Origin of the sequence: Pseudomonas frederiksbergensis (genome assembly GCF_003732275.1) — a bacterium.
Lineage (GTDB): Bacteria > Pseudomonadota > Gammaproteobacteria > Pseudomonadales > Pseudomonadaceae > Aquipseudomonas > Aquipseudomonas frederiksbergensis_H.
Window position 1 is genome coordinate 271455 of sequence record NZ_MOBM01000012.1, and the last position, 26132, is coordinate 297586.

The 26132-nt window shown below is 59.7% G+C and carries 23 protein-coding genes and 1 pseudogene; 5 read left to right on the forward strand and 19 right to left on the reverse strand.

What is annotated here, in order from left to right:
* Nucleotides 1-584 precede the first annotated feature (584 nt).
* A complete protein-coding gene (gene rne / locus BK662_RS09255; RefSeq protein WP_123357809.1) occupies nt 585-3779 on the forward strand; it encodes a ribonuclease E in 3195 nt (1064 codons plus the stop codon).
* A gap of 260 nt (nt 3780-4039) precedes the next feature.
* Complete coding sequence (locus BK662_RS09260) at nt 4040-4915, forward strand: LysR family transcriptional regulator (protein WP_123357810.1); 876 nt, start codon at nt 4040-4042, stop codon at nt 4913-4915.
* An 11-nt stretch (nt 4916-4926) separates the two neighbouring features.
* Here the strand turns inward: BK662_RS09260 and BK662_RS09265 are convergent, their stop codons facing one another.
* The 14 genes and pseudogenes from BK662_RS09265 to BK662_RS09330 form a co-directional block, all read right to left on the reverse strand.
* Nucleotides 4927-5844, reverse strand: a complete 918-nt coding sequence (locus BK662_RS09265; protein ID WP_123357811.1) for a DMT family transporter — start codon at nt 5842-5844, stop codon at nt 4927-4929.
* Between the two features lie 11 nt (nt 5845-5855).
* Nucleotides 5856-5987, reverse strand: coding sequence for a hypothetical protein (locus tag BK662_RS35175; protein WP_259695890.1), 132 nt, complete (start codon nt 5985-5987; stop codon nt 5856-5858).
* Between the two features lie 285 nt (nt 5988-6272).
* Entirely contained in the window at nt 6273-6866 is a 594-nt protein-coding gene (locus BK662_RS09275) for a nucleotidyltransferase family protein (RefSeq protein WP_123357812.1), read from the reverse strand.
* The gene (locus BK662_RS09280) at nt 6863-7846 is read right to left on the reverse strand and encodes an XdhC family protein (protein WP_123357813.1); all 984 of its coding nucleotides are present in this window, start codon (nt 7844-7846) and stop codon (nt 6863-6865) included. The genes BK662_RS09275 and BK662_RS09280 overlap by 4 nt, the downstream gene beginning before the upstream one ends.
* Nucleotides 7846-10167: a xanthine dehydrogenase family protein molybdopterin-binding subunit gene (locus BK662_RS09285; RefSeq protein ID WP_123357814.1), complete on the reverse strand. Its 2322-nt coding sequence runs from the start codon at nt 10165-10167 to the stop codon at nt 7846-7848. Before BK662_RS09285 ends, BK662_RS09280 begins: the two co-directional genes overlap by 1 nt.
* Nucleotides 10164-10634 carry a (2Fe-2S)-binding protein gene (locus tag BK662_RS09290; protein ID WP_038982082.1) on the reverse strand — a complete coding sequence of 157 codons (471 nt, stop codon included), beginning with the start codon at nt 10632-10634 and terminating at the stop codon, nt 10164-10166. The genes BK662_RS09285 and BK662_RS09290 overlap by 4 nt, the downstream gene beginning before the upstream one ends.
* Before the next feature lie 235 nt (nt 10635-10869).
* Entirely contained in the window at nt 10870-11889 is a 1020-nt protein-coding gene (gene murB / locus BK662_RS09295; protein WP_123357815.1) for a UDP-N-acetylmuramate dehydrogenase, read from the reverse strand.
* Nucleotides 11886-12350, reverse strand: coding sequence for a low molecular weight protein-tyrosine-phosphatase (locus tag BK662_RS09300; protein WP_123357816.1), 465 nt, complete (start codon nt 12348-12350; stop codon nt 11886-11888). Before BK662_RS09300 ends, murB begins: the two co-directional genes overlap by 4 nt.
* On the reverse strand, nt 12350-13114 hold the full coding sequence (gene kdsB, locus BK662_RS09305; protein WP_123357817.1) for a 3-deoxy-manno-octulosonate cytidylyltransferase: 765 nt from the start codon (nt 13112-13114) through the stop codon (nt 12350-12352). Before kdsB ends, BK662_RS09300 begins: the two co-directional genes overlap by 1 nt.
* Nucleotides 13111-13296 (reverse strand): Trm112 family protein, encoded by a 186-nt coding sequence (locus BK662_RS09310; RefSeq protein ID WP_003174668.1) that lies wholly within the window; start codon nt 13294-13296, stop codon nt 13111-13113. Before BK662_RS09310 ends, kdsB begins: the two co-directional genes overlap by 4 nt.
* 25 nt (nt 13297-13321) lie before the next feature.
* The gene (gene lpxK, locus BK662_RS09315; RefSeq protein ID WP_123357818.1) at nt 13322-14332 is read right to left on the reverse strand and encodes a tetraacyldisaccharide 4'-kinase; all 1011 of its coding nucleotides are present in this window, start codon (nt 14330-14332) and stop codon (nt 13322-13324) included.
* Entirely contained in the window at nt 14332-14760 is a 429-nt protein-coding gene (gene pocB, locus BK662_RS09320) for a flagellar polar localization protein PocB (RefSeq protein ID WP_007904055.1), read from the reverse strand. The genes lpxK and pocB overlap by 1 nt, the downstream gene beginning before the upstream one ends.
* On the reverse strand, nt 14757-15392 hold the full coding sequence (gene pocA, locus BK662_RS09325; protein WP_008067747.1) for a flagellar polar localization protein PocA: 636 nt from the start codon (nt 15390-15392) through the stop codon (nt 14757-14759). Before pocA ends, pocB begins: the two co-directional genes overlap by 4 nt.
* 96 nt (nt 15393-15488) lie before the next feature.
* Nucleotides 15489-17691: pseudogene (locus tag BK662_RS09330) on the reverse strand (DNA internalization-related competence protein ComEC/Rec2).
* A 136-nt stretch (nt 17692-17827) separates the two neighbouring features.
* On the opposite strand from BK662_RS09330, the gene BK662_RS09335 reads away from it, so the two are divergent.
* A complete protein-coding gene (locus BK662_RS09335) occupies nt 17828-18349 on the forward strand; it encodes a DUF2062 domain-containing protein (RefSeq protein WP_123357819.1) in 522 nt (173 codons plus the stop codon).
* A 163-nt stretch (nt 18350-18512) separates the two neighbouring features.
* Here the strand turns inward: BK662_RS09335 and BK662_RS09340 are convergent, their stop codons facing one another.
* The 4 genes from BK662_RS09340 to BK662_RS09355 all read right to left on the reverse strand — a co-directional run bounded on the left by BK662_RS09340 (nt 18513) and on the right by BK662_RS09355 (nt 21681).
* Nucleotides 18513-19292, reverse strand: a complete 780-nt coding sequence (locus BK662_RS09340; RefSeq protein WP_007905224.1) for an ABC transporter permease — start codon at nt 19290-19292, stop codon at nt 18513-18515.
* Nucleotides 19289-20221 carry an ABC transporter ATP-binding protein gene (locus BK662_RS09345; protein WP_123357820.1) on the reverse strand — a complete coding sequence of 311 codons (933 nt, stop codon included), beginning with the start codon at nt 20219-20221 and terminating at the stop codon, nt 19289-19291. Before BK662_RS09345 ends, BK662_RS09340 begins: the two co-directional genes overlap by 4 nt.
* Before the next feature lie 133 nt (nt 20222-20354).
* Nucleotides 20355-20978 (reverse strand): glutathione S-transferase family protein, encoded by a 624-nt coding sequence (locus tag BK662_RS09350; protein ID WP_123357821.1) that lies wholly within the window; start codon nt 20976-20978, stop codon nt 20355-20357.
* 43 nt (nt 20979-21021) lie between these two features.
* Nucleotides 21022-21681 carry a transglutaminase-like domain-containing protein gene (locus tag BK662_RS09355; protein ID WP_123357822.1) on the reverse strand — a complete coding sequence of 220 codons (660 nt, stop codon included), beginning with the start codon at nt 21679-21681 and terminating at the stop codon, nt 21022-21024.
* 246 nt (nt 21682-21927) lie between these two features.
* Here BK662_RS09355 and BK662_RS09360 point away from each other — a divergent pair, with 246 nt between their 5' ends.
* Both BK662_RS09360 and BK662_RS09365 read left to right on the forward strand, forming a co-directional pair.
* Nucleotides 21928-24375, forward strand: a complete 2448-nt coding sequence (locus tag BK662_RS09360; protein WP_123357823.1) for an acyl-CoA dehydrogenase — start codon at nt 21928-21930, stop codon at nt 24373-24375.
* A 108-nt stretch (nt 24376-24483) separates the two neighbouring features.
* Nucleotides 24484-24891, forward strand: coding sequence for a PA2817 family protein (locus BK662_RS09365; RefSeq protein WP_007905217.1), 408 nt, complete (start codon nt 24484-24486; stop codon nt 24889-24891).
* Nucleotides 24892-25084: 193 nt separating this feature from the next.
* Here the strand turns inward: BK662_RS09365 and BK662_RS09370 are convergent, their stop codons facing one another.
* Complete coding sequence (locus BK662_RS09370) at nt 25085-26083, reverse strand: LysR family transcriptional regulator (protein ID WP_123357824.1); 999 nt, start codon at nt 26081-26083, stop codon at nt 25085-25087.
* Between the last annotated feature and the right edge of the window lie 49 nt (nt 26084-26132).

Below are 26132 nucleotides of genomic sequence, written 5' to 3' on the forward strand. Positions count from 1 at the left end.
CCAACGCAATTCACGAGGACGAGAGGCCGTCCTACGGGGCTTTCGCTACGTAACGGCAGAGTTTGCAGTTGTAACGAGCGCAGGTGACATAAGGCCTGAATCATGCCGCAAAGCAGAGTTTTCACTCGCCTTCCGAGCAAATATTCACGGCCAGTTCACAAAGTGCAGTCAGCTGCGAACGACCCCGAGCGAACGCTTCGGAAACACCGCCTAAATTAGCCATGATGCGTGACCTCCCCTTTCGGAGCTCACGGTAAATGCCAACCCGCTGCGGATTCTGCGCGCGGCAGCACCCGAATTATCAGGGATACGTGTAGGGTGGAGATGCACAACCGCTGGACTGTGTAGCAATAGGCTTTATCAAGACGCTTCATCTCGTCCACAGCCGCCGGTTGATTCCTCCTCCTGACTGAGTGCTTAAGTAGCCACAGCAAGCAGGACGCGTACGTCGCGACACCGGCCCAATTGGCCGGGGTTCGCTAGACACTGGAGTGGCCAACCACTCCTGACGCACCTGACACCGACCATGAGAAGTCGTGTGTGCCGAACGCCGTTTCCGGCAGCCCGGAAACCGACGGTACTACATGAAAAGAATGCTGATTAACGCAACTCAACCCGAAGAGTTGCGTGTTGCACTGGTAGATGGCCAGCGCCTCTACGACCTGGACATCGAATCCGGTGCACGCGAGCAGAAGAAGGCCAACATCTATAAAGGCCGGATTACTCGCATCGAACCAAGCCTTGAGGCTGCCTTTGTCGATTTCGGCTCTGAGCGCCACGGCTTCCTGCCCCTCAAAGAAATCTCCCGCGAATACTTCAAGAAAGCCCCTGAAGGCCGCGTCAACATCAAGGACGTCCTGAGCGAAGGCCAGGAAGTCATCGTTCAGGTCGAAAAAGAAGAACGTGGCAACAAGGGCGCCGCCCTGACCACTTTCATCAGCCTGGCCGGTCGTTACCTGGTTCTGATGCCGAACAACCCACGTGCCGGCGGTATCTCCCGTCGCATCGAAGGTGAAGAGCGCAATGAACTGCGTGAAGCCCTGAATGGCCTGGTTGCCCCGGCCGACATGGGTCTGATCGTTCGCACCGCAGGCCTTGGCCGCAGCAGCGAAGAAATGCAGTGGGACCTCGATTACCTGCTGCAACTGTGGACCGCCATCAAAGAAGCTTCGCTGGATCGTTCCGCGCCGTTCCTGATCTACCAGGAAAGCAACGTGATCATCCGCGCCATCCGCGATTACCTGCGCCAGGACATCGGCGAAGTGCTGATCGACAGCGTTGAAGCCCAGGACGAAGCCCTGACCTTCATTCGCCAGGTGATGCCGCAGTACGCCAGCAAAATCAAACTTTACGAAGACAGCGTTCCGCTGTTCAACCGTTTCCAGATCGAAAGCCAGATCGAAACCGCCTTCCAGCGCGTCGTCGAACTGCCTTCCGGCGGCTCCATCGTTATCGATCCGACCGAAGCCCTGGTGTCCATCGACATCAACTCGGCGCGCGCCACCAAAGGCAGCGACATCGAAGAAACCGCACTGCAGACCAACCTTGAAGCCGCCGAAGAAATCGCCCGTCAGTTGCGCTTGCGCGACATCGGCGGCCTGATCGTCATCGACTTCATCGACATGACCCCTGCCAAGAACCAGCGCGCCGTGGAAGAGAAAGTCCGCGAATGCCTGGAAGCCGACCGCGCTCGCGTGCAAGTCGGTCGTATCTCGCGCTTCGGCCTGCTGGAAATGTCCCGTCAGCGCCTGCGTCCATCGCTGGGCGAAAGCAGCGGCATCGTCTGCCCGCGTTGCAACGGCACCGGCATCATTCGTGACGTTGAATCGCTGTCGCTGGCGATCCTGCGCCTAATCGAAGAAGAAGCCCTGAAAGACCGCACCGCCGAAGTTCGCGCTCAAGTGCCGATTCCGGTTGCAGCTTTCCTGCTCAACGAAAAACGCAACTCGATCACCAAGATCGAACTGCGCACCCGTGCCCGCATCGTCATTCTGCCGAACGATCACCTCGAAACGCCTCACTTCGAAGTTCAGCGTCTGCGCGATGACAGCCCGGAAGCCAGCATCAACCAGTCCAGCTACGAAATCGCCGCTGCCGCTGCCGAAGTCGAAGAAGTCCAGCCAGCCGCCGCAACCCGCACCCTGGTTCGCCAGGAAGCCGCGGTCAAGACGGCTCCAGCCCGCGCCAACGCTCCGGTTCCGACCGAAGTCGCCGCCGCTCCGGTGGCTGCACCGGCCGTCGCCCCAGAGCCAAGCCTGTTCAAAGGCCTGGTGAAGTCGCTGGTCAGCCTGTTCGCCACCAAGGAAGAGCCTGCTGCGCCGGTTGTGGTTGAAAAGCCAGCCACCGAACGCCCTGCGCGCAACGAAGAGCGCCGTAACGGCCGTCAGCAGAGCCGCAACCGTAACGGTCGCCGCGATGAAGAGCGCAAGCCTCGCGAGGAACGTGCACCGCGTGAAGAACGCGCACCACGTGAGCCACGCGAAGCCCGCGAAGAAGCTCCAGCAGTCGCCCAGGAACGCGCTCCGCGTGAAGAGCGCGCACCACGCGCCCCTCGTGAAGAACGTGCGCCGCGCGCCCCGCGTGAAGATCGCAAGCCACGTGGCGAGCGTGAAGAACGCCCGGTTCGTGAACTGCGCGAGCCTCTGGATGCCGCTCCGGCCGTCGCTGCCAACGCTGAAGAGCGTCCAGCCCGCCAGCCACGTGAAGAACGCGCTCCACGCCCACCGCGTGAAGAACGTCAGCCACGTACCGAGCAAGCCGCTGCTGCCGTTGCCGAAGAAGTGTTGACCACCAACGAAGAGCAACTGCAGGAAGATGGTCAGGAAGGCGCCGAAGGCGATCGTCCACGCCGCCGCTCCCGTGGCCAGCGTCGTCGCAGCAACCGTCGTGAGCGTCAACGCGATGCCAACGGCAATGTGATCGAAGGTTCGGAAGAGTCCGAATCGGCTGAAAACGCCGAAGCGCCAAGCGCTGCCGATCTGGCCGCCGGCCTGGCTGTTACCGCAGCCGTTGCCAGCTCCGTGATCAGCGCACCTGCTGAAGCACAAGCCAACGAGCAAGCTGAACGCGCCACTGCCGCCACGCTGGAAACCGCTCCGGTTGAAGCACCAGTGGTTGAAGCGACCACGCCAGTAGAAGTCACCGCCGCTCCGGAAATCGAAGTAGCATCGGCTCGTGAAGCACAGCCTGAAGTTGAAGCTGCCGCTGAACCGACTATCGTCACTGAACCAGTGGCTGCTACCGAGCCTGTGGTTGAAGCGCCGGCTGAACCGGTTCGTGAAGTTCGCGAAGAACAAACCACGTTCAACTGGGTTGCCGAGCCACCTGTAGCGGTCGAAGCTCCAGCGCCAGTCGATGAGGCCCCGGTTGCTGAAGCCATGGTCTCCGAGCCAGTGGTTGCTGCTGCCGAGCCTGCTCCAGCGGTTGTTGAAGCGCCAGTTGTTGCCGAAGAGGCTGCACCGGTGGCCGAAGCCGCCCCTGTCAGCGCTCTGACCCCAAGTGGCCGTGCGCCGAACGACCCGCGTGAAGTACGTCGTCGCAAGCGTGAAGCCGAGCGTCTGCAGAAGGAAGCCGAACTGGCCGCCACTGCTGCTCCGGCTGCTGCCGAGCCAGCACCGGTTGTTGCTGAAGTCGTCGAGGCAGCCCCTGCCCCGGCCGCTGAAGCCCCTGCCGAACCGGCTGAATCCGTGATCGACGAAGCACCACGCTCCGTTCAGGAAGCGGTAGAGCAACACGAGCAAGCCCAGGAAAAAGAGCACGAGCCTAAACCCCTCGTCTGATTCCATCGGCCACTAAAAAGCCCCGCCTGGTGATCCAGGCGGGGCTTTTTTTTGCTAATAAAAACTGAAGCCTGTCGCTACCTGCCAACGGTTTATTGTCGAGGCGATTGCGTTCCTTGCTAAACACCCGCTTAAATATTTGTAAGCAAGTATTACGAAAGAGCTGTGCAACGTGCAGAATAGAGCGGTGCAGGGCTCAAAGTAGATCCTGCCACGGCCCGAAAGCCTTCGGCCCGTTATGGAGCAAAGAGTGCGTGACTATGGAAATTGCTGAACTGGACGCTTTCAAAGCGATCGTTGACTACGGCAGCGTCACACAAGCAGCGATCAGGTTAAACCGCGCTCAATCCAGTATTTCCTTCCGCATCAAGACACTCGAATCACGGCTCGATACCAAGCTGTTCGAACGCTCCGGTCGCGGAATCACGATGACGGCGCCAGGCAAGGAGCTCTATGCCTACGCCTCACAAATTCTCGAACTGGTTGCTCGCGCTCAAGCCAGCCTGAGCCAGACAAAAACCGAAACACGGGTGCGTTTGGGTGTCATCGAAAACCTCACTATTACTCGCCAGAACCTGTTGCAAAGCATCGTTGCCAATCCCGACGGGCTGGCAGTGGATGTCAGCATTGGTAATACACAGTCGCTGCTCAAGGATCTTGAGGCCGGCAAGCTCGACGCAGTGATTGTCGGCGCAGGCTTTGCACCTTCGCATTATCGCCGGGTAACGCTGTTCAACGATCCGCTGGCCTTGATCTACAGCGCAGCACACCCCGCCATCCAGGACCTGAAAGCGTTCAGTGGCCAAGTGTTCCTGGTCAACAGCCGACGCAGCGCTTCGCAACGTAATCTCGACGAACTATTCATGATGGGCAATATCACCCCGGAAAAAATCATCGAGTGTGGCTCTTATCCGCTGTTGTTTTCTAATGTGATCAACGGTGTGGGCGTTGCCCTGGTGCCGTTGTCACTGGTCGATTCGTGCTGCCGCAGTGACCAGGTGCAAACGTATTTCCTGAGTGGTTCATATGCCTCGCTGACCACCGAATTCGTATTTTTCGATCACCCTGGCAAACCAGCCCCCCGAGCGCTGGCGCAATGGGTGCTGGACTTCGAAAAACCGGCCAGCCCGGGTTGAGTGTCTGTCCATCAAGCCGCCTCCGTGCGCAGTACCACCGGCGCCCGTCTTTTAATAGAACAGAGGATCACCCCAAATACGATCAGCACCAGACTGACCAGGTGATAGGCGTGCAATTGCACGTCGAGGAACACGATACTGAACAGCCCACCGGACAGTGGCACCAAGTGAGTGAAGATCTCACCACGGGTGGCACCGATTTCACCGATGCCTTTGCTCCAGAACAAGTACGACAGCCAGGACGGGAAGATCACCAGATACGCCAGGCCCAGCCACGGTGCAGCCCCCTGCCCCAGGTTGAACGTCAGATCAGGGTGCAACGCCCAAATACCCAGGCTGAACGGAATCAGGCACAGCGCCCCCACCACCGCGCAATACGTTACGAACGCATTGCCGGCGATGGTTTTGGGCTTTGTCCGCAAAAAGGAGCAATAGACAGCCCAACTGGCAGCCGAGGCCATGGTCCAGAAATCGCCTTTGTTGAAGCCTTCCAGGAAGCTCAAATCGGACAGATGTCCCATGGTCACCAGCCAGAACACACCCACCGTACTGATGACCACCCCAAGCATGTTCGAGCTGGAGATGAAATCACCGAAAACGAAACGGTTGAGGGCCAGTACCAGACACGGCGTAGCCGACAGGTAAATCGCCGCATTCAACGAACTGGTGTATTGCAAACCGATATATAAGGTCAGCGGAAATATAACTTGGCCACAGACCGCCAACATAACCAGGGTCAACCATGACTTACGTGCGGTCGGCAAACTGGCGATCACGGCTTTATAGTTAATCAACAGTAGTAAAGCGCTGGTAATCAACCATCGAAGTTGTGACAGCAGCACTGGATCAACATCCACCACCATCAACTTTCCGACCACATAGTTACCGCCCCAGAACACGGCAGCGAGTGACAGTAATAAGTACGGCATTGACGCCTCCGTTAGATTTTCTTCATTAACATGAACGAGGCACCGTCGAACTCGACTTCCCCTTGCAGATGGAACAAGTCTTGATACACAGACAGTTGCGCCTGCAACACATCCGTGATGGGCACCAACAACAGTGCCTGCATCTCCAGCACCCGGGCCAATTCGTTGACATAGACTCGGCAAGGCTCGGCCTCGACAGGCGAACTGTTGGCGACAATCAGGGAGTAACCAATCGACGGCGATTTTTTCTAATAAGTACTGACCGGATGTTCACCCCAACTGTGAACACCACACGCCACATGATCGTATGTCGGATAGAACCCGCTGAATAACGAGTTTTATATCTGGCACCCATCGATAAATACGAATGGGCGAAAGGAAGAGCCGATTATTCCGAGGAAGTGCGAATGCAATCCCGCTGACAACCGTTATTGAAAAACCAGTGCCTCAGGCACATCCACATCCCACAACACCCCGGGATCCTCCACCGCCACCTCGACCACCCTCGCCTGCGCGAACAGCGACTTGGCGCCGTGATCACCGGTCAACGCCATCAATCCCGGACCAAAGCTTCGCCCGAACCCCACCGGGTGCCCATATTGCCCCTCATGCACCGGCACGCTGATGGCATCCTCGGCAATATTCGCAACAACCTGTTCAATGCTGGACGGCAGGATAAACGGCATATCCCCCAGCATGATCAGCCATCCACCGAGTTGCGAGCACGCCGCCACACCCGCCGCAATGCTGTCGCCCAGGCCGGTCGATTCGATCCGTACAATTTCACAACCATAGGCTTGAGCCATGCGAATCACTTGCGGGCGATCCGCCGTGGTCACCAGCACGCGCTTCTCAAGCGCGGCCGGCAGATTCACCAGCACCTGCTCGATCATCGAATGCACGGAGACGCCATCACGACCGGTGCAGTCCACCAGCAGCTTGTCCTTATCGTTACCCGCTACCTGTCGAAACCGACTGCCCTGCCCGGCGGCCAGAACGATAACGCCGATGGAGTCGCTCATACCCCCTCCTGCAACGGCCTCTTCTGTTTCAGCTCAATGCCGTTCTTGATCGCCACAATTTCGGCCAGCAGCGACAAGGCGATTTCCGCCGGTGTATGGCTGCCGATGTGCAAACCGATCGGGCCGTGCAAGCGCTCGATGGCCTGTTGTGACAAGCCTAGCTGAGCCAGGTTGTCCCTGCGCTTCTGGCTGTTGACTCGCGAGCCTAGCGCACCGACATAAAACGCCTTGGAGTCCAGGGCCGTGAGCAGCGCCATGTCATCCAGGCGCGGATCGTGGGTCAGCGCGACAATGGCTGTGCGCTCGTCGGTCTGGATGGCCAGCACCGCTTCATCGGGCATGCCCGGGACGAAGCGACCGTGTTGCTCTTCCCAGCCGTAGACGAACTCGGTGCGCGGATCGCAGATCAGCACTTCGAAATCCAGCAGCCGCGCCATCTCGGCAACGTAGCGCGACAGTTGGCCGGCGCCGATCAACAACAGCCGCCAGCGCGGGCCGTAAATGGCGCGCAAGGTCTGGCCGTCAAACACCAGCGCATCGGTCTTGCTCGCTGGCTGCAGAATCACATCGCCGGTCGCCAGGTTCAGCTCACGCGCAACGATTTCATGGGCCTCGCAGCGCGTCAGCAATTCGGCGACCCACGCCGGATCGCCGACGCGCTCCTCGGTCAGGCGCAATGTGCCGCCGCATGGCAAACCAAACCGTGCGGCCTCCTCCCGGGTGACGCCATAGGTAATCAATTGCACCGGCGGCCCGTCGGCCGGGATACGGCCATCGTGCAGCCGGGCAATCAGGTCATCCTCGACACAGCCACCGGACACCGAGCCAATCACCACGCCGTCTTCACGCAAGGCCAGCATGGCGCCAGGTGCCCGGGGCGCGGTGCCCCAGGTCTGGACCACGCTGTACAACATCACCCGCTGACCGGCGCGGCGCCATTCCAGCACGCTGCGCAGGACGTTCAGATCGACGCTGTCCATCAGGCTTGCGCCTTCTGCCAGCCTTGCAACTGATAACGCACTGGCAAGTCACGAATACGCTTGCCGGTGGCAGCAAAGATCGCGTTGCACAACGCTGGCGCGATCGGCGGCACGCCTGGTTCACCGACTCCACCCAACGGCACATCGCCCGGTGGCGTGACCAGATGCACGGCGATTTCTTTCGGTGCCAGAGACATGCGTGCCACCTCGTACATGTGGAAATTGTCCTGCTGAACCTTGCCGTCCTTGAAGCTGATTTCCCCCAGCACCGCGTTGCCCAGGCCCATGACGCAGGCACCTTCGAACTGCGAGCGAATCCGCTCAGGGTTGATCTGCGGGCCGCAATCCACGGCGATGTCGGCCTTGTGCACGATCAACGTGCCATCGTCTTTGACTTCCACCTCGATCACCGCCGCCACATAAGTGACAAAACTATAGTGCACCGCCAGGCCCAAGCCTCGGCCCTTGGGCAACTCACGCCCCCAACCGGCCGCTTTGGCGGCGGTTTCCAGCACGGTGCGCATCCGAGCAGTGTCGATTGGATAACGCTCGGGAGATTCGCCGTAGTTCCACTCTTCACTCAAGGTGCGCGGATCGATCTGACGGTCCGGGCCGAGCAGTTTGATCTGGTACTTGAGCGGATCCTGGCCAGCCTTGTGGGCCAGTTCATCGACAAAGCTCTGAATCGCAAAGCCGTGGGGAATGTTCGATACCGAGCGATACCAGCCGACCCGGGTATGGACCGTCGCTTCAGGGTTTTCCAGGCGCACATTGGGGATCGCGTAAGCCATGTTGGTAAAGCCCATGCCCAGCTCGAAAGCCGCCTCATGGTTCATTCCCGGCGCGAACAGCGCGGTGATGCTTGGCGCCACCGTGCGATGCAGCCAGCCGGACGGCAGGCCGTCCTTGTTCAGGCTGGCCTTCAGGTATTCGGCCGACACGGTGTGGAAATAGGAATTGTGGATGTCATCTTCACGGGTCCATTGCACCCGTACGGCTTTACCCGGGAACTCCTTGGCCAGGATCGCCGCTTCAACGACGAAGTCCGGCTTGGATTTGCGACCGAAACCGCCGCCGAGCAAGGTGACATTGAACGTGACGTTATCGAATGGAATCCCGAGGCGCTCGCCGATCCGTTCACGGGTGACTTGCGGTGCCTGGCTTGGGGCCCAGGCTTCGCACACGCCGTCCTTGAAACGGGCGATAGCGACCATCGGCTCCATTGGCGATTGTGCCAGGTGCGGCAGGTAGTAAGAGGCTTCGAGAGTGCTGTCGGCGCTGCTCATGGCCTGGTCGATGCTGCCGGTATTGCGCACCACTTTGCCGGGCTTGAGGGACGCGGCTTCGAGTTCCTTGCGGTAGGCGATCGAGTCATAACTGGCGTTGGGGCCGTCATCCCACTCGATTTTCAGCGCTTCACGGCCCTTGATCGCCGCCCAGGTATTGCTGGCCACCACGGCCACACCACCCAGTGGCTGAAACTCGGACGGCAATGGACGGCTTTCGACTTGCAGAACCTTGATCACGCCCGGGACTTTCATCGCGGCGCTGGCATCGAAGGATTTGACCTTGCCGCCGTAGACCGCTGGACGCGCGATGGTGGCGAAAAGCATGCCGTCCAAATGCACATCGGCGCCGTAGACCGCGCGACCATTGACGATGTCCGCACCGTCGATGGCCTTGGTGCCTTCCTTGCCGATGTAACGGAATTCCGAGGGTTGCTTGAGCCGCAAGCTGTCGCGGGCCGGCACCGCCAGTGCCCCGGCAGCAGCGGCCAACGCGCCGTAGCCCAGTTCACGACCGGTCGGTTGGTGAATGACTTTATGCAGTTGCGCATGGCACTCGCTGACCGGCACTTTCCACTGCGCAGCGGCGGCTTGCTCAAGCATGGTCCGCGCGGCAGCCCCGCTACGGCGCATTGGCTCGTACCAGTGACGCATGCTACGCGAACCGTCGGTGTCCTGGTTGCCGAAACGCACTTCGTCACCCGGCGCCTGTTGCACTTTGACCAGCGCCCAGTCGGCTTCCAATTCATCGGCCACTACCATGGTCAGACTGGTGCGTACGCCCTGGCCCATTTCCGAGCGATTGCAAACCACGGTCACGCTGCCATCGGCGGCGATGCTGACGTAAACCTTGGGATCATCGATCCAGCCATTGGGCATGCCGTCAGCGCCGAACTTCTTGTCTTTCTCGGCGGCAAGCGCGTCTTGCCAACCCCAACTGGCTGCCAGCACCAGCGCACTGGTGGCGCCCACGCCTTTGAGGAAACCACGGCGGCTGAGGTTGCTCAGCGCAAAGTCATTTGGTAGCTGGCTCATGCCTTGGCCTCCTTCAGGTGAGTGGATGCCTGGCGGATGGCGGTCTTGATCCGGTTGTAGGTGCCGCAGCGGCAAATGTTGCCGACCATCGCCTCTTCAATCTGTTCGTCGCTGGGGTTCGGGTTGGTTTTCAGCAAGGCGGTGGCCGACATGATCTGCCCGCCCTGGCAGTACCCGCACTGAGCCACGGCGCTGTCGAGCCAGGCTTGCTGGACGACTTTGCCAACCGGGTCAGCGTGCAGGTTATCGATGGTGGTGACGTTCTGGCCGACTACCGAGCCGATCGGCGTGATGCAACTGCGCGCAGGCGCGCCGTCGATATGAATGGTGCAGGCGCCACACAGGCCCATGCCGCAGCCGAATTTGGTGCCGTTGTAACCGGCCACGTCACGGATCGCCCAGAGCAGCGGCATGTCCTCGGTGACATCGAGTTGATGATCTTGTCCATTGAGTTTCAGGGTAATCATGGGCACGCCCGCATAGTTATAGAGGTTATGGGGTCGAGCAATCTGCCGCGTGGGTTCCTTCACGCAGATCGACTCAGGCTAATGGGCTCTCTTATGCGGACGCGACGTCTGCACCGGGCCTTTGGTGGAGCAAATGCTTGCATCGTTAGGTAGCTAAGTTAACCCAGCATTAACAAAAAAGCCCTGCACATTTGAAGATGTGCAGGGCTTTGGAATCAGCCGTGAAAGCGTAGCCTCAATACCGATTGGGCTCCATTTCCAGGTCGACGTGGAAACGTTCTGAAATGTCTTTTTGAATACGTTGCGCCAGGTTCAGCAATTGCAGGCCCGTTGCGGTGCCATAGTTGACCAGCACCAGTGCCTGTAATTTATGCACACCGGCATCACCGTCGCGAAAGCCTTTCCAGCCGGCCCGTTCAATCAGCCAGCCCGCCGCCAGTTTCATTTGCCCGTCAGGTTGCGCGTAGGCCACCAGCTCCGGGTATTGCTCCTTGAGCTGCGCCACCAATGTCGCCGGCACCAAGGGGTTCTTGAAGAAGCTGCCGGCATTGCCGAGCACCGCCGGGTCCGGGAGCTTTTCGTTACGAATGCTGCAAATGGCCTGACTGACATCGGTAGATGTCGGGTGATCAATACCCAGCGATGTCAGGCGCTGGCGAACCGGCCCGTATTCCAGGTGCAGGTGAGCGGTGCGATTGAGGGTGAAACGCACCCGCAGGATCAACCAACGCCCCGGTTCCTGTTTGAACAGGCTGTCACGATAGGCGAAGTTGCACTCGGCCAGCGTGAAGTCCCGCAACTCGCCGGTCTGGCGATCGAGGGCCGTCAGGCCGGCAAAAACGTCTTTGATCTCGACGCCGTAAGCGCCGATGTTCTGCATCGGTGCCGCGCCCACAGTGCCGGGAATCAGGCTGAGGTTTTCCAGCCCCGACAGCCCTTGCGCCAAGGTGTGTTGTACAAACGGATGCCATGGCTCGCCCGCCTCGGCTTCGATCACCACCTGGTTGCCGTCATCGCTCAGTACACGAATCCCGCGTGTGGCCATGCGCAGCACCAGCGCCTGCACATTGGCTGTCAGCAACAAATTGCTGCCACCACCGATCACCAGCACGGGCACATCATGTTCCAACCCATAGGCCAGGGCTTCGCGCACGTCGGTATCGCTATGGGCCTCGGCAAACAGCCGGGCCTGAACATCCACGCCAAAGCTGTTGAACGGCTTGAGTGATACCTGAGCTTGTATCTGCAAACTCATAACCGTCCCTTCAATTCGATTACCAGCAGATCGCTGGCGCGCTCAATCAGGTCCAGTACCGCTTCGAACCCCTGGTCGCTGTCGTGATAAGGATCCGGCACTTCATCGATTTCCGACTGGAAGCGACGCAGGAACAGGTCCAGCTCGGCCTTGCCCTTGGCCGGTTGCAGGGCCTTGAGGTGACGCAGGTTGCTGTTGTCCATCGCCAGAATCAGGTCGTAGGTGGCGAAATCGGCGCGGCTGACTTGCTGCGCACGCTGGGCAGACAGGTCGTAGCCGCGCAGTTTCGCCGCGGCCTGGCTGCGCTTGTCCGGGGGCTTGCCGACGTGCCAGTCACCGGTGCCGGCGGAAGCCACCTCGACTTGATCGGCCAGCCCCGCCTCACGCAGTTTGTGCCGCAATACGCCTTCGGCCGTGGGGGAACGGCAGATATTGCCCAGGCAGACGAACAGAACCCGCATCAGGCCTCCAGCAAGCGACGAACGCGCTCGAGGTCTTCAATGGTATCGACGCCGGTAGGCGGGGCGATCAGCGCATCGGCGACGTGAATCCGCACGCCGTGCCAGAGCGCCCGCAGTTGCTCCAGAGACTCGGTGTTTTCCAGCCAGCACGGGCCCCAGGTGACGAAGTCATGCAGAAAACCGGCGCGATAGGCATAAATGCCGATGTGGCGGCGATACGGCACGCCCTCCGGCAATTGCTCGCGGCTTTTGGCGAACGCGTCGCGAGCCCACGGCAAGGTGGCACGACTGAACGTCAGCGCCAGGCCATTGAGGTCACTGATCACCTTGACCACGTTGGGATTGAACAGGGTTTCCACGTCTTCGATCGGCTCGGCCAGGGTGGCCATGCGTGCTTCGGTGTGGGCAGCCAGGTTGGCGGCAACCTGATCGATCACGCTCGGCGGAATCAACGGCTCGTCGCCCTGAACGTTGACCACGATGGCGTCCGGGGCCAGGCCCAGTTTTGCCGCGACTTCGGCCAGACGGTCGGTGCCGGAATTGTGGTCTTCGCGCGTCAGCACCACTTCGGCACCAAAGCTTTTGCAGGCCTCGACAATGCGCGCATCGTCAGTGGCAACGACCACTCGCTGGGCACTGCTTTTGCTCGCTTGTTCCCAGACGTGCTGGATCATCGGCTTGCCGGCGATCAGCAGCAGGGGTTTGCCCGGCAGACGGGTGGAGGCATAGCGCGATGGAATGACGACGGTAAAGGCTGTGGTCATTTATCCAGACGCTCGTCGGTGGTGAGGGTGCGCGCTTCACTTTCGAGCATCACCGGGATGCCGTCGCGAATCGGGTATGCGAGGCCGGCGCCCTTGCTGATCAGCTCGGTTTTGTCGGCGCTGAGCTTGAGCGGACCTTTGCAGATCGGGCAAGCGAGGATATCGAGCAATTTGGTGTCCATGAACATTCCCTGGATAGAAACGGAGTTAAGGCAAAAGACGAGCCGGCAACAGGCGTATCAGCTGCGTATCGAACCAGGCCACGAAGGCCGGCGATGGCACAGCATCGACCGCCAGGTACCACCAATCGGCGGCGGCGAAGGCACGGCACTTCACCGCGTCTTTTTCAGTCATCACCACGGGCAATGACGGTGTGAAATTCAAGGCCTGCACGCTGTACTCGGCGTGGTCGGCAAATGCATGCGGCACTGGCCGCCAGTGTAGCGTTTCGAGGGTCGTGAAGAAACGCTGGGGATTGCCGATCCCGGCCACGGCGTGAATGGCCTGGCCGGCGGGGAAATGGTCGAGAGGCCGGCGTTCGCCGCTTTGCAGGTTGACCAGCGCCGTGGGTTGCAGCTGGAAGGCAAAACCGTCGATGCGGTCGGCCGTGGCACCGTTGTAAAGCACCGCATCGACGCTTTGCAGACGTTCGATCGGTTCGCGCAACGGCCCGGCCGGCAGGCAACGCTGGTTGCCCAGACCGCGGGCGGCATCGATCAGCACCAGCTCCAGGTGCCGGGCCAGCCGGTAATGCTGCATGCCGTCGTCGGAGAGGATCAGGTCCAGCGGCTCGCTCGCCAGCAAGGCTTTGACTGCGCGGCTGCGGTCCGGGTCGATCATCAGCGGCACGCCGGTGCGCTGGACGATCAACAACGGTTCATCGCCCGCCACGTCCGCGCTTTGATCCGCCTTGACCCGCCACGGCAATTGCGACGGTTTGGCGCCGTAACCACGGCTGACCACGCCGACCCGCAGCCCGCTGCGCTGGCAATGCTGGATCATCCACAGAATCAGCGGTGTCTTGCCGGTACCGCCCACCGTGATATTGCCGACCACAATCAGCGGCACCGGCGGCTGATAGATCTCGCCTTCACCCGCCAGAAAGCGCTCGCGCTTGCCGATAACCACGCGCCGATATAGCCACTCCAGTGGCTGCAACAGCTTCAGCGCCGGATGACCTTCGTACCACGCGGCGAGCAATCGATCGGACATGGCCATCAGGACGCCGGCGCCGCCTCGACAGTGGTCATGCGCAAGTGACTGAAACCGAGCTTGCCGGCAGCGTCCATCGCGGTGATGACGGACTGATGAGGCGTCTTGCCATCAGCACTGATGGACAGCGGCAGGTTGGTATCGCCATTGGATTCTTTCTGCAGCGCTTCCATCAGGCTGGTCAGGTCATTCTTGGGCAACAACTGGTTGTTCACGGAGAACACACCTTCGGCGCTGATGGCGATGTCCAGTTGTTTGGCCTGCTGATCTTCGGCCGGGGAACCGCTGACCGCTTCCGGCAAGTCGACGCGCAACTGGGTTTCACGGGTGAAGGTGGTGGTCACAACGAAAAACAGCAGCAGGATAAACACCACGTCGATCAACGACGCGAGGTTGATGTCTATCGTTTCCCGCGGTTTGCGACGGAATTTCACGCTTTGCCCTCAGCCAGATCCACGTCGCGGTCACCCTGCACTACCTCGACCAGCTTGATCGCTTCCTGCTCCATGCCCACCACCAGCTCATCTATACGGCGTTGCAGGAAACGGTGGAAGAACACGGCCGGGATGCCGACCATCAGGCCAGCGGCAGTGGTGATCAGCGCCTTGGAAATACCCCCGGCCAGCACTGAGGCGTTGGTACCCATGCCCGTGCCCATGAACGCACTGAAAATATCGATCATGCCCAGCACCGTACCCAGCAGCCCCAACAAGGGGGCCATGGCGGCGATGGTGCCGAGGGCATTGATGTAGCGTTCGAGCTCATGAATCACCCGCGCTGCAGCCTCTTCGATGCACTCTTTCATGATCTCGCGACCATGCCTTGAGTTCGCCAGACCGGCGGCCAGGATCTCGCCCAACGGAGAGTTTGCCCGCAGTTCCTTGAGTTTTTCTTTATTGAGTTGTTTGTCCTTGATCCAGACCCAGACCTGCCCGAGCAAGTGCTCCGGAGTCACGCGGCTGGCCCGCAGGGTCCACAGACGCTCGGCAACGATCGCCATGGCCGCGATGGAACTCAGAATGATCGGCAGCATCATCCAGCCGCCGGATTTGACCAATTCCCACACAGTGACAGTCCCCTCGAAAAGTGCGCCACTCTAACATAGGGGGTGGACGCACCGAAGACCGCGATGTCGCATCCGGTCGGGCTTCAATAGTTCGGGTTACTGGCTGGAGGGTGGCGGACCGCGCCAGAAGCGCCGTTCTTGAAGCATCGTCCACGGCGGCTTGAAGCGTCCCAGTTGCAGACGAATGGCACCTTGCTCGGCGCTGTCGTAGATCGCCACACCACGTTTTTGATACCGCGCCACGACCGTGGGATGGGGATGACCGAAAGAATTGCCGTTACCACGGGAGATCAACACCGCTTTGGGTTGCAAGGCGCTGAGCAATGCCACCGAAGACGAACTGCGACTGCCATGGTGCGGGGCCTGCAACCAATCCGTCGGTACCGCCAAAGGACCGTCGAGCAGCGCCCGCTCGGCTGCGGCATCGATGTCACCGGTCAGCAGCAACCGCTCGCCGTTGGCCTCAATCTGCAGCACGCAGGATTTCTGATTGCTGTCGCTGGCAGACGGCCACTGCCAGAGTTGAAACTTCACGCCGTCCCAGGCCCATTGCTGACCGCTCTCGCAGCCGTCAGCGTGCAGTTCGTCTGGCAGGGCCAAGTGATCGCCACTCAGTATTTGCTTCACCGGCATTGCATTGGCAATTGCTCGCGCACCGCCGGCGTGATCGGCATCGGCGTGGCTGATCAGCATCAGATCAACGCCGTTCACACCCAGTTTGCGCAATGATGGCAGCACCACCCGCTCCCCCAGGTCGATATCGCCGAACCGTGGCCCGGCGTCATACAGCAAAGTGTGATGGCGGGTACGCACCAGGATTGCCAATCCCTGACCGACATCCAGCTGCCAGACCTCGGCCATGCCTTCAGGCACCGTTTGCCGGGGCGCAAAAACCAGCAACAGCAACATCGGCCAGCCCAACGGACGCAGCGGCACGCCTCGCGGCAATAACAGCAGAAAGGCTCCCAACATGCCGAGCGCCCATACCCACAACGGGACCGCCACCGGCACCCACGCAGGCAATTGGCCGGCTATCAACGCCAACCCCTTGAACAAAAGATCGATCAGACCGCCGGCCAACCACAGCAATCCTTCACCCACATATGGAACGGACAACAACATCGTCCCAAGCAGAGCCGGCGGCAGGACCACCAGGCTGACCCAAGGCACCGCCAGCAAATTGGCCAGCGGCCCGCTGAGACTGATCGGCAATCCCAGCACCAACAGCAGCGGGCACAGACCGATCGCGATCAGCCATTGGGCGCGAGTCCAGGTTTGCCACCAGCGCCACGCCCCCAATCGGCCGCCAAAGGTGAAAATCAGCACCGCCACCGCCGCAAAGGACAACCAGAAACCCGGTTGCAGGCTCACCAGCGGGTCCAGCAGCAAAACACCGTCAAGCGCCAGCAACAGCGGCCACCATGCGCCAAGGTGACGAAACCGTAGTCGCCACAACAGCACCAGACCGATCATCAGGCAAGCCCGCCGTACCGGCACTTCGAAGCCGGCGAGCAGCCCATAACCGAGCGCCGCCGCGAATGCCAATCCGCATGCCCAAGGCAACCACGGCAAGCGCCTGGGCCACAAACCATAACGAGCCAGTCCGGCAATCAGCAGATACACCACGCCCGCCAACAAACCAATGTGCTGCCCGGAAATCACCAACAAATGCACGGTGCCGGTATCTTGCAGCACCTGCCAGCACCAACGCCGTCAGCGCACCCGTTCGCCCTTGGGCATCCACGGCCTGCAAACGCTGACGGATGCCGTCACGCCAGGCCCACTGCGCTTCCATCAGTCGCTGGCCATCCTTGACGGTCCCGGTGGCGCCGATGTGCCGGGCCAGTAACCAGGCGTCGTAATCGAATGCATGCGGGTTGAGCAGCCCTGAAGGACGCTTCAATTTGACGGCCAGCCGCCAATGCTCGCCGCTATTGACGGGCGGCCCGCCATACCAGGCCAGGCGCAGGTACCGAGGCAGTCTGGTGCGACGCGACTGACTGTCCGTCAGTTCGAAACGCACTACGCCCTCGGCCTGCTGCGGCAACCCGGTCACACGACCTTCGACCCAGCGAGTCTCGCCATCGAGCTTCAGCACCAGGCGATCATTCAACGCCCACTGGGCATTCGCGCCCGCCCAACTGAAACCGAACAGAAAAAATGCCAGGGGAAAGGTGCGAAACGGCAGCAACATCAAACCCACTACCGGCAACAACAGCCACAACCCCGCCGGCGGTAATACCGGTAAAAAACGCAGGGCCAGCAAACCCAACGCCAGCGCCATCATCCCTGTGCGCATAAGCCCGTCCTTGAGAGTCCCCTTCCCAGGCTTAGCCGCTGCGCCGCACGTCTGTCGTTATCAATTGTCACAAAGTCTGAATGGGCGGCTCGTAGAATCCAGACATACTTGCCGCCTGAACCGACCGAGAAGCCTTATGCCCCGGCGCTTATTCAAACGTTACATGCCAGATCCGACCAGCATCAGGGAACATAAATCCTTACGCTTTCTCGGCACCCTGCTGCATGACCCGAACCTCTGGCACCTCAATCGCCACTCCGTCGCACGGGCTATGGCGGTCGGTTTGTTCGCGGCGTTCCTGCCTATCCCGTTGCAGATGCTGTTGGCGGCCATCCTTGCCATTGTGGTGCGCGGCAACATGCCGATTGCCGTCAGCCTGGTCTGGCTGACCAACCCGATCACCATGCCGGCGGTGTTCTTCTGTACTTACCAGACCGGCGCCTGGTTGATGGATGTTCCCGCCCGCAGCCTGCCGGATGAGTTGACCTGGGAATGGATCAGCGGCGAACTCTCGAGCCTGTGGCAACCGTTCTTGCTCGGGTCGGTGGTTACGGGGCTGGTGCTGGGTGCCCTCGCCTATTGTCTGACCATGATGTACTGGCGCTGGTGGGTGAGTCGGCAGTGGAAGCGGCGTAAGAAAAGCCGGATGCAAGAATGAAAACGGCCTCCGCTTGGGAGGCCGTTTCTTTTTGCGGTGTTTGTGCTGACGCCATCGCGAGCAGGCTCGCTCCCACACTGATTGGCGTTGCCCATCTATTTTGCGATCGACACAAAACCAATGTGGGAGCGAGCCTGCTCGCGATGCAGGCGACTCGGTTTTCTTAGGTACGCATCCCGCGCCCACTCACCAGCAACCGCGCACAGCCGATGTACAGCACAACGGTCGCTATCAGCATGAAGGTAATCGCCACGCTGATCTTGATGTCCGACACACCGAGGATGCCGTAACGGAAAGCGTTGACCATGTGCAGCACCGGGTTGGCCAGTGACACGGTCTGCCAGAACGGTGGCAGCAAGCTGATCGAGTAGAACACCCCGCCCAGGTACGTCAACGGCGTCAGCACGAATGTCGGGATGATCGAGATATCATCGAAGTTGCGTGCAAATACCGCGTTGATGAAGCCCAGCAGCGAGAAGATCGTCGCCGTCAGCACCACCACCAGAACGGTCACGCCCAGGTGATGAACCTGCAATTGAGTGAAGAACAACGACAACAGGGTCACGATGATCCCGACCATCAACCCACGCAGCACGCCGCCCAGAGTGTAGCCGATCAGAATCGTATGCGGTGATACCGGCGACACCATCAATTCTTCGATAGAACGCTGGAACTTGCTGCCAAAGAAACTCGACACCACGTTGCCGTAGGAGTTGGTGATCACCGACATCATGATCAGCCCCGGCACGATGTACTCCATGTAAGTGAAGCCACCCATGTCGCCGATCTGCCGACCGATCAGATTGCCGAAGATCACGAAGTACAAAACCATGGTGATGGCCGGCGGCAGCAGGGTCTGCGGCCAGATCCGGGTGAAACGCTTGACCTCACGGTAGACGATGGTATTGAGGGCAACGAGGTTGGGTTGCAGCTCGGAACTCATACCGCCACCTTCGACAGATTCTTCTCCACCAGGGACACGAACAACTCCTCGAGGCGATTGGTTTTGTTACGCAGGCTCAACACTTCGATGTTCTGCTGTGCCAATTGGGTGAACAGCGCGGTAATGCCCATGGCCTTGTCGACCTGAACTTCCAGGGTATGACTGTCGACCAGTTTGGCCGGGTAACCGAGCAATTGCGGGGCCACTTGCAAGGTGTTCTTAATATCCAGCAGGAAGGTTTCGACATGCAGTTGGCTGAGCAACTGCTTCATGCTGGTGTTCTCGACAATGGTGCCGTGGTCGATGATGCCGATGTTGCGGCACAACTGCTCAGCCTCTTCCAGATAGTGAGTGGTGAGGATGATGGTGATGCCTTTCTTGTTCAGTTCGGTGAGGAAGGTCCACATCGAGCGACGCAATTCGATGTCCACCCCCGCCGTCGGTTCGTCGAGGATCAGCAGGCGCGGTTCGTGAACCAGCGCACGGGCGATCATCAGTCGGCGCTTCATGCCACCGGACAGGGAGCGCGACGGCACATCGCGCTTGTCCCACAGGCCCAGTTGGGTCAGGTACTGCTCGGCGCGTTCCTTGGCGATTTTCGGCGGAATGCCGTAGTAACCGGCCTGGGTCACGACAATGTCGAAGGTTTTTTCGAACTGGTTGAAGTTGAATTCCTGAGGCACCACGCCGATGGAGCGCTTGAGCTGCGCAGGATTCTTGTCCAGGTCGTGACCGAAGATGTTCACCGTTCCGCTGGTCTTGTTCACCAGCGTCGAGAGAATGCCGATGGTCGTGGATTTGCCGGCGCCGTTGGGGCCGAGCAAGGCGAAAAAGTCACCTTCGGCGACGTCCAGATCGATACCACTCAAGGCCTGGAAACCGTTGCCGTAGGTTTTGGTTAGCTGCCGGATGGACAGAGCGGAACTCATATCGGATTTACGCACCAAGAAGGGAAGAAAGGAATAAATAAGGGCGGGCGGCGAGCAATGCAACCGCGGCGCATGAGCGCAATGGTGCTTGTCGCTGCCGCACAAGTACAGTCAAGCGTGTCGATAGTGAGTATTAAGTCAACGCGGTCATGACGGCTTTGCGATACGCCGGACGCTGTTTCAGGCGCTCGTACCAGGCTTGGAGATGAGGCTGCGGCGCACGCTCGATCGGCATCTCGAACCAGGCATAAATGAAACTGCCCAGGGGAATGTCGCCCATGCCGATCTCATCGCCGGACAGGTACGGTTTGGCCGCCAGCACTTGATCGGCCATCGACAGCAGATCGTCGCACTCCTTGATCGCGGCCTTGATGGCTGGCCAGTCCTGCTGGTCTTCCGGGGTGCGCAACACGCCCCAGAACACCGTGCGGAACGGAGCGGCAAAACTTGAGGTGGTCCAGTCCATCCACTTTTCGGCAGAGGCTCGGGCCTGCAGGTCTGTCGGATACCAGGCCGTATCGCTGGCATGACGGGCCATCAGATAACGGACGATGGTATTGGATTCCCACAGCACGAAACCGTCGTCTTCGATCACCGGCACCCGGCCGTTGGGATTCATCGCGCGGTACTCAGGCGTGTCGACCACGCCAAAGGCGCCGCCGGCGTCGATGGCTTCATAGGCCAGGCCCAGTTCTTCGGCCGCCCACAACGGCTTCCTGACATTCGACGAATTTTTCCGACCCCAGATCTTCAGCATGACCGCCCCTTTTTGGATGAATGCGCAGGCAGCATACGCCGGATCAGGCGCGACTCAAATCGCTCTGCATGTCACCCAGCAGCACCGGCAGCTGCTCGCCGAACAGATGCGGATAGCACTTTTCCAGGTGTTCGAAAAAGAACGCTTCAGGCACATCGGTGAACTGGCCGTGATCGATCAGGTACTCCATCAATTGCTCGCCGTCACGGTTGAAGGGGTGGAACACGCTGTCGTTGATCCCGTCGAACTCCAGCGGCGCGACATTGAACAGTTCGCAGAGTTGTTGATTAAAGGCTGGGGTGGCTTTGACCCAACGATCGTTCAGATATAACTCGGTGTAGCCGTGCATGGCGAACACATCGCTTTTGAGCAATTCGAGCAGACGCGGCGTCGATAAATGATTACGCACATCCGCCAGACCGATACGCGCCGGGATCCCGCAATGCCGTGCTGCACCGGCCAGCAGCGTGGCTTTGGGCACGCAATAACTCTCCCCCGCCGCCAGCGCATAGCTGCCGCGCAAGGTTTCTGGATCGCGACTGAAGGTGTAAGGGTTGTAGCGCACAGCCTCGCGCACCGCGTAATAGAGATTGATCGCCTGTTCGAGCGGATCGCGCCCGGCGCCACGATGTTTTTCGGCGAACTCCACCACCGAGGGGTGGTCACTGTCGATGAAGCGGCCGGGGCTCAGACATGCGTGCATGGGAACAATCTCCTGGGGGAAGCCACGAGTCTAGCGATACCTTCAGCACAGAGATAACGACGTTTCGGCCAAATATCAGCGTTTGCCGCCTGTCGATCACAGCGCTCAACCGTCAGCCCTCGAAATAACTGACAAGTTTCAGCCGTTGCTTCCTACACACTCAGACTCATGCTCTGCCCCCCACTTTTATGGATGCCGTCTAAGCTCTGAAAGTGGTTTTGCCCCTGGCTTCATGGAGAATTGAATATGTTGCTGTTGTGGATACTGGTTCTGGTGGTCGGGATTGCCTACCTGGCACATCGCCGCACTGCACCTCTGCCCGCCTTGGGCATCATCGCGGCCTATCTGCTGGCAATGGGCATCTTCAGCCATGCCCCCGTCTGGCTCATGCTGATTTTCTGGGTGATGCTCGCGGTCGTGACCGCTTTCCTGTTGCTGCCGGATCTGCGCCGAAAACTCTTCACTGCGCCAATATTCGTCTGGTTTCAAAAAAACCTGCCGCCGATGTCGCAAACCGAGCGTGAAGCCATTGAAGCTGGCACGGTCTGGTGGGACGGCGAACTGTTCAACGGCCGTCCGGACTGGAACAAGCTGCTGGCCTATCCAAAAGCGCAACTGAGCGAAGAGGAACAAGCCTTCATCGATGGCCCGACCGAAGAGCTCTGCGCCATGGTCAGCGATTGGCAGATCAGCCAGTTGATGGATCTGCCGCCCAAGGCTTGGGATCACATTAAACAACATGGCTTTTTTGCCCTGATCATCCCCAAAGAGTACGGTGGCAAAGGCTTCTCGGCCTATGCCCACTCCCAAGTGGCGATGAAACTGGCCACCCGCAGCGGTGACCTGGCGTCGACCGTCATGGTGCCCAATTCCCTCGGCCCGGCGGAATTGCTGCTGCATTACGGCACCGACGAACAACGCAATCATTACCTGCCACGGCTGGCACGCGGCGACGATATCCCCTGCTTTGCCCTGACAGGCCCGATGGCAGGCTCCAACGTCGGCGGGATGACCGACACCGGGGTGATCTGCAAAGGTGAATGGGAAGGCAAAGAAACGCTCGGTCTGCGCCTTAACTGGGAAAAACGCTACATCACCCTCGGCCCGGTGGCGACCTTGATCGGCCTGGCGTTCAAGGCTTATGACCCGGAGCATCTACTGGGCGACAAAGTCGACCTGGGGATCAGCCTCGCCTTGATTCCAACCCAGACCCCCGGTGTAGAAATCGGTCGCCGTCACTTGCCGCTGGGCGCCTCATTCATGAACGGCCCGAATTCCGGCAAGGATGTGTTCGTACCGCTGGAATTCATCATCGGCGGTCAGGAGATGCTCGGTGAAGGCTGGATGATGCTGATGAATTGCCTGTCAGTCGGGCGTTCCATTTCGCTGCCTGCCATCGGTACCGCTGCGGGCAAGTTCACCAGTCTGGTGACGGGCCAGTACGCGCAGGTTCGCGAACAATTCAACGCACCGCTGTCAGCGTTCGAAGGGATTCAGGAAGCACTGGCGCGGATCGCCGGCAGTACCTGGCTGATGGACAGCGCACGGATGCTCACCGCCAACGCGGTCGATCTCGGCGAAAAACCGTCGGTACCTTCGGCCATTATCAAATACCACCTCTCCGAACGCGGCCGCGAGTGCATCAGCCACGCCATGGATGTTCACGGTGGCAGGGCCATCATCATGGGCCCGAACAATTACCTGGCGCGTAGCTGGCAAGGTGCGCCCATTTCCGTCACGGTCGAAGGTGCGAACATCCTGACACGCAACTTGATGATCTTCGGCCAGGGCGCTATTCGCTGCCATCCGTTTGTGCTCAAGGAAATGGCCCTCGCCCACCGCGAAGACAAACAACAGGCACTGGTCGAATTCGACGCACTGCTGCTCGACCACATTGGTTTTGCCGTGAGCAACGCCGCCAGCACCCTGGTGCTGAACCTCGGTCTTGGGCATTTCGAACACGTCCCCGGGGACAAGCTCAGCCAAGGCTATTTCCGCTCCCTCAACCGTCAGGCCGCGGCCTTTGCCCTGCTTGCAGACCTGAGCATGATGCTGCTGGGCGGTGAACTGAAGCGCCGCGAACGGCTGTCCGCACGTTTGGGCGATGTGCTCAGCTACCTGTATCTGGCCTCCGCCGCCCTGAAGCGTTATCACGATCTCGATTCACCGGAGCATATGCATCCGCTGTTCGCCTGGGCCATGGAAGAGAGCCTCGGTCAGTCCGAACGTGCGCTGGACGAACTGCTGACCAACTTCCCGAACAAGGTACTTGGATGCCTGCTGCGGGTGATGGTGTTTCCGTTCGGTCGTCGCCACAGAGGCCCGTCGGACAGACTGGCGGCCCAAGTCGCAGCCGTCATCAGCCGCGCCAAGGGCGATCCAACGCTTGAGGAGTTACTGGGGGGCTGCTATCGCCCGCAATCGCCAGAGGATTCGGTCGGCGCCCTGCAGCACGCCTGCGACTTGTTGAATGCTGCCAAGCCGCTACAGAAAAAACTCAATACCGCACTGAGAAGTCGTCAGGTCAAACCCACTGTCGGAGAATCTGCCATCGATGCCGCCCTGGAGGCTGGCGTCTTGCAACCGGCCGAAGCCCAGAGCTTGCGCGAGTCAGAAGTGGCACGACGCAAGGTGATTGATGTCGATGATTTCGACCCAAAGGAGCTGATATTGGCCAAAGGCAAGGTTCGCTGATCCAGCAGACCGTGTGTCTTCTCGCTATCATGGGGCTCTTTACCATGTGAAAAAGGGGCTCAGGAGCTTTATACTCCTGCGCCCGTTTTGCTCTTGAGGACTTATCTCGTGTCCAATGTCGTTGCCGATCATCTCGTCTTGCTCGACCACCTGCGCAGCATCCTGGTCGCCGTAGGTGAGGCCGAACAGGTTCCCGAAGAAAGCCATGCCTTGTTCCTGGAGCGCTTCGACGAACTGCGTGCATTGCTGCCGGTCGACCCGATCGAAAGCCAGTACCTGGGCCAGGACATTCTGTGTCAGGTGATCACTCGTTATCCGCAAATCGCCCACCTGGTCCCGCGCGACCTGCTGTGGTACTTCGCCGGCGACTGCCTGCATTACATGCCCGATGATGAAATCGACCTGTACCAGGCCCTTGAAGAGCGTCGCTTCGAAGCCGAACAGAACGACGAGCCGTTTGACTGGAATCAGGAAAAACAGCTGCTGGCGATGTCGAACCAGGACAGCAAGCACTGATCCCACAGTCAGTAATGCAAAAGGCCCGCATGGTTGAACATGCGGGCCTTTTTTGTGGCATTGCCGAGTGATGTGGTGGTTGGGCTGCCGTCTTCGCGAGCAAGCCCGCTCCCACAGTGGATTTCTGTCATACACAGAATCTGTGTCCACTGAGGATCAAATGTGGGAGCGGGCTTGCTCGCGAAAGGGCTCTTCAGAGCAACCCATCACTCTCGGGCAACTCATACTCCGCCGCGACCTTACCTGAACCACTCAACCTCCCCGGCCTGCTCAAGGTCGGCTCCTTCTCCAGGCATTCCACCAGATAGTCGATAAACACCCGTAATTTGGGCGGTAGATAGCGCGTTGGCGAATGCAGCAACCAGGCGCCTCCGTGATAGGACGCCAAAAAAGTCCAGTCCGGCAGTACCTGCACGATCAGCCCTTGTTCCAGCGCATAACGGGCGGTGAAGTACGGCAGGCTGCCGATTCCGATGTGTTGCAATACCGCGCCCAGTCGCACGCCCGTGTGGTTGGCGGCATAACGTCCGCGTACGCCAACGGTCACGGCTTTGCTGCCTTTCTTGAATTTCCAGCGCGCATCGCTCGGGGTTTCGCCCAGATAGATGCAGCTATGGTTGAGTAAGTCGTGGGGATGAGTTGGCGTGCCGTGTTCGGCCAGGTACTGCGGCGTTGCGCAGAGCAAATGATCGATGGTCAGCAACTGTCGCCCCACCAGCCCTGCAGGCGGGCAATCGGTAATACGGATCGCCAGATCAACGTTATCGTCGATCAAATCCACCTGACGGTCCTCGAGCAACAACTCCACATTCACTTTGGGATAGCGCCGCAGAAATTCCGGCATGTGCGGATGAATCACGAATCGCCCGACGGCCTTGGGCACGCTGACGCGCACCAGCCCTTCCGCTTCATGGGTGAACTGACCGCTGATTTCCATCACCGACTTCGCCGCGCTGACCATCTCCTGGCAACGCTTGAACACCTCTTCGCCACCGTCACTCAGGCGCAGCTTGCGCGTGGTTCGTTGCAGCAGCCGCGTGGCGAGCGCCTTCTCCAGCCGAGAAATGCTGCGACTCACCGCCGAGGGTGAAGAACCTAATTGACGCGCGGCTTCGGAGAAACTGCCGGTCTCGACAACTTTGACGAAAATCGCCATTTCACCGAGCAGTGGCAGGGGAAGATTTATGCTCACAGCGCAACAGTCCTTTGATGATTGAACGGATTATCACGCAATTCCACGG

Excerpts from the sequence above, each read along its gene's own strand:
- BK662_RS09345 (WP_123357820.1), bottom strand. The coding sequence starts at position 20,221 with ATGAGTTCCGCTCTGTCCATCCGGCAGCTAACCAAAACCTACGGCAAC.
- BK662_RS09280 (WP_123357813.1), bottom strand. The coding sequence starts at position 7,846 with ATGGACAGCGTCGATCTGAACGTCCTGCGCAGCGTGCTGGAATGGCGC.
- BK662_RS09290 (WP_038982082.1), bottom strand. The coding sequence starts at position 10,634 with ATGATTACCCTGAAACTCAATGGACAAGATCATCAACTCGATGTCACC.
- BK662_RS09360 (WP_123357823.1), top strand. The coding sequence starts at position 21,928 with ATGTTGCTGTTGTGGATACTGGTTCTGGTGGTCGGGATTGCCTACCTG.
- rne (WP_123357809.1), top strand. The coding sequence starts at position 585 with ATGAAAAGAATGCTGATTAACGCAACTCAACCCGAAGAGTTGCGTGTT.
- BK662_RS09285 (WP_123357814.1), bottom strand. The coding sequence starts at position 10,167 with ATGAGCCAGCTACCAAATGACTTTGCGCTGAGCAACCTCAGCCGCCGT.
- BK662_RS09275 (WP_123357812.1), bottom strand. The coding sequence starts at position 6,866 with ATGAGCGACTCCATCGGCGTTATCGTTCTGGCCGCCGGGCAGGGCAGT.
- BK662_RS09350 (WP_123357821.1), bottom strand. The coding sequence starts at position 20,978 with ATGCTGAAGATCTGGGGTCGGAAAAATTCGTCGAATGTCAGGAAGCCG.
- BK662_RS09260 (WP_123357810.1), top strand. The coding sequence starts at position 4,040 with ATGGAAATTGCTGAACTGGACGCTTTCAAAGCGATCGTTGACTACGGC.
- lpxK (WP_123357818.1), bottom strand. The coding sequence starts at position 14,332 with ATGGCCATGTCCGATCGATTGCTCGCCGCGTGGTACGAAGGTCATCCG.
- BK662_RS09340 (WP_007905224.1), bottom strand. The coding sequence starts at position 19,292 with ATGAGTTCCGAGCTGCAACCCAACCTCGTTGCCCTCAATACCATCGTC.
- BK662_RS09355 (WP_123357822.1), bottom strand. The coding sequence starts at position 21,681 with ATGCACGCATGTCTGAGCCCCGGCCGCTTCATCGACAGTGACCACCCC.
- kdsB (WP_123357817.1), bottom strand. The coding sequence starts at position 13,114 with ATGACCACAGCCTTTACCGTCGTCATTCCATCGCGCTATGCCTCCACC.
- murB (WP_123357815.1), bottom strand. The coding sequence starts at position 11,889 with ATGAGTTTGCAGATACAAGCTCAGGTATCACTCAAGCCGTTCAACAGC.
- BK662_RS35175 (WP_259695890.1), bottom strand. The coding sequence starts at position 5,987 with ATGCAGGCACTGTTGTTGGTGCCCATCACGGATGTGTTGCAGGCGCAA.
- BK662_RS09310 (WP_003174668.1), bottom strand. The coding sequence starts at position 13,296 with ATGGACACCAAATTGCTCGATATCCTCGCTTGCCCGATCTGCAAAGGT.
- BK662_RS09335 (WP_123357819.1), top strand. The coding sequence starts at position 17,828 with ATGCCCCGGCGCTTATTCAAACGTTACATGCCAGATCCGACCAGCATC.
- BK662_RS09265 (WP_123357811.1), bottom strand. The coding sequence starts at position 5,844 with ATGCCGTACTTATTACTGTCACTCGCTGCCGTGTTCTGGGGCGGTAAC.
- BK662_RS09300 (WP_123357816.1), bottom strand. The coding sequence starts at position 12,350 with ATGCGGGTTCTGTTCGTCTGCCTGGGCAATATCTGCCGTTCCCCCACG.